Raw genomic sequence first — 1,662 nt, 5'->3', positions numbered from 1 at the left:
CATCGCCGGGGCCGATGCCGCGCCGTACCGGCAACGCGTGGCGCGCGCGGTCGAACAGATCGAAGCGCGCGACTACGACAAGGTGATCGCGTCGCGCGCGGTGCCGGTGAGCGGTGCGCTGGACCTGGTCGCCAGCTATCAGAAGGGGCGGCTCGCCAACCAGCCGGCGCGCTCGTTCCTGTTGCGCCGCGATGCGTTCGCGTGCGCCGGCTTCAGCCCCGAGACGGTGGTCGAGGTGGCCACCGACGGCGGCGTCTCGACCCAGCCGCTGGCCGGCACGCGCGCGCTCGGCGACACGCCCGAGCAGGAAGCGCAACTGCGCGCCGACCTGCTGCGCGATCCGAAGGAGATCGCCGAGCACGCGGTGTCGGTCAAGCTGGCCGTGGACGAACTGCTGCCCGTCTGCGCGCCGGATTCGGTGCAGGTGGCCGAGTTCATGCAGATCTGCCGGCGCGGCACCGTCCAGCATCTCGGCTCGCGCGTGCGCGGCCGGCTGGCCGAAGGCCGCAGCGCCTGGGACGCGTTCGCCGCGCTGTTCCCGGCCGTGACGGCCTCGGGCATTCCGAAGCGCGAGGCGATCGACGCGATCGGCCAGCTCGAGCCGGGGCCGCGCGGCCTCTACAGCGGCTGCGTGATGATCGCCGACAGCGATGGCCTGCTCGACGCCGCGCTGGTGCTGCGCTCGGTCTTCGTCGACGGCGGGCGCGCCTGGCTGCAGGCCGGCGCGGGCGTGGTGGCGATGTCCACGCCCGAACGCGAGCTGGAGGAAACGCGCGAAAAGCTGACCAGCGTGTCGCGCTTCCTGGCCGGCGCGGAGACGCAAGCATGAGCGGCGCGTTCGATCGCGAGCAGATCCGCCGGCAGGTGGCCGCCGTGCTCGGCCCGGACAGCAGGCTGCCGGCCGACGACGATCATCTGCTCGAACTGGGCCTCGATTCGCTGCAATTGATGCGGCTCGTCGCGCAATGGCGCAAGGCCGGCGCGGCGATCCATTTCGCGGGCCTGATGGAATCGCCGCGGCTGGCCGACTGGTGGCCGATGCTGGCCGAGCGGCGCACGCCGCGCGACGGCGAGGCGGCGGCCGGGGCGGGCGATACCGCCGCGTCCGATGCCGTCGATGCAGGCAGCGACACCGCGCCGTTCGCCCTCACCGACGTGCAGCACGCCTACTGGATCGGGCGCGGCGACGAGCAGGTGCTCGGCGGCGTCGGCTGCCATGCCTATCTCGAACTGGACGGTCACGGCGTCGATCACGCGCGCCTCGCGCAAGCGTGGGGCGTGCTGCTGGCCCATCACGGCATGCTGCGCGCGCGCTTTGACGGCGAAGGCCGGCAGCGGATCCTGGCCGAACCGGCCCCCGCCACCCGCGCGGTGGCGCTGCACGATCTGCGGGCGCTGTCGGGCCGAGCGTTGACGGCTGAGCTCGACGCCGTGCGCGAGGCCCGCTCGCATCGCCGGCTGCGCGTGGAGGACGGCGAGGTGGCCGGGCTGGCGCTGAGCCTGCTGCCGGGCGGCGCCACGCGCTTGCACCTCGACGTCGACCTGCTGGTGGCCGACGTGCAGAGCCTGCACCTGATCCTGCGCGACCTCGCCGCCTGCTATGCGGACGGCACGCCGCCGCCCGCGCCCGCGCACTGGCATTTCGGCCGTCACCTGGCCGCG

The 1,662-nt window shown here is 73.8% G+C and carries 2 protein-coding genes; both read left to right on the top strand.

Features of this window, described 5'->3' with window-relative positions; translation table 11 throughout:
- Positions 1-829, top strand: an 829-nt coding sequence (locus G3N92_RS33720) for a salicylate synthase (protein WP_206131825.1), incomplete at its 5' end; no start/stop codon positions are given.
- The coding region (locus tag G3N92_RS33715) for a phosphopantetheine-binding protein (RefSeq protein ID WP_241015197.1) at positions 826-1,662 on the top strand (837 nt) is incomplete at its 3' end. The genes G3N92_RS33720 and G3N92_RS33715, both read left to right, overlap by 4 nt.

The sequence above is a fragment of the Burkholderia sp. Ac-20379 genome (assembly GCF_017104645.1).
Lineage (GTDB): Bacteria > Pseudomonadota > Gammaproteobacteria > Burkholderiales > Burkholderiaceae > Burkholderia.
Note: the sequence above shows the minus strand (reverse complement) of the source record. Positions and strands in the feature narration are given on the sequence as shown.